Origin of the sequence: Citrobacter sp. Cpo030 (assembly GCF_030333005.1) — a bacterium.
Taxonomy (GTDB): Bacteria; Pseudomonadota; Gammaproteobacteria; order Enterobacterales; family Enterobacteriaceae; genus Citrobacter; species Citrobacter portucalensis.
On record NZ_JAOWGT010000009.1, the window covers coordinates 1 to 313 of the forward strand.

Genomic DNA, 313 nt, shown 5'->3' on the forward strand with positions numbered 1-313 from the left:
AGCGGCGGCAGCTTGCTGCTGACGCTTAGGGGGATGTTCATCAACTATTTCAGCGACACCAGGGAACTTAACACGGTAGCTGCAAAGCCCTAATCCCGCTCACCGCCACGCAGCTGCCGTACGTTCCCCACGGGGGTGCGCAGTGCTGCGCGCGGGAACGGCGGCCCGCCTGCGGGACGCGGCGCCGTACTGCGCGTTAGCGGCCGCACGCGGCCGGTTACGGGGGACACTCCGCCATACGACCAGCGACCCGCTGAGCTGCACAATCCACAGATAACACAAGCTACATACATGTCGATATGGGAATCGGCCC

Annotated in this window: 1 protein-coding gene; it reads right to left on the minus strand. The window is 64.2% G+C overall.

Annotated features, from left to right (window positions below; translation table 11 throughout):
• Positions 1-89: 89 nt before the first annotated feature.
• Positions 90-313 (minus strand): hypothetical protein (locus OGY37_RS00115; RefSeq protein WP_286619753.1); only part of this gene is annotated, 224 nt, incomplete at its 5' end.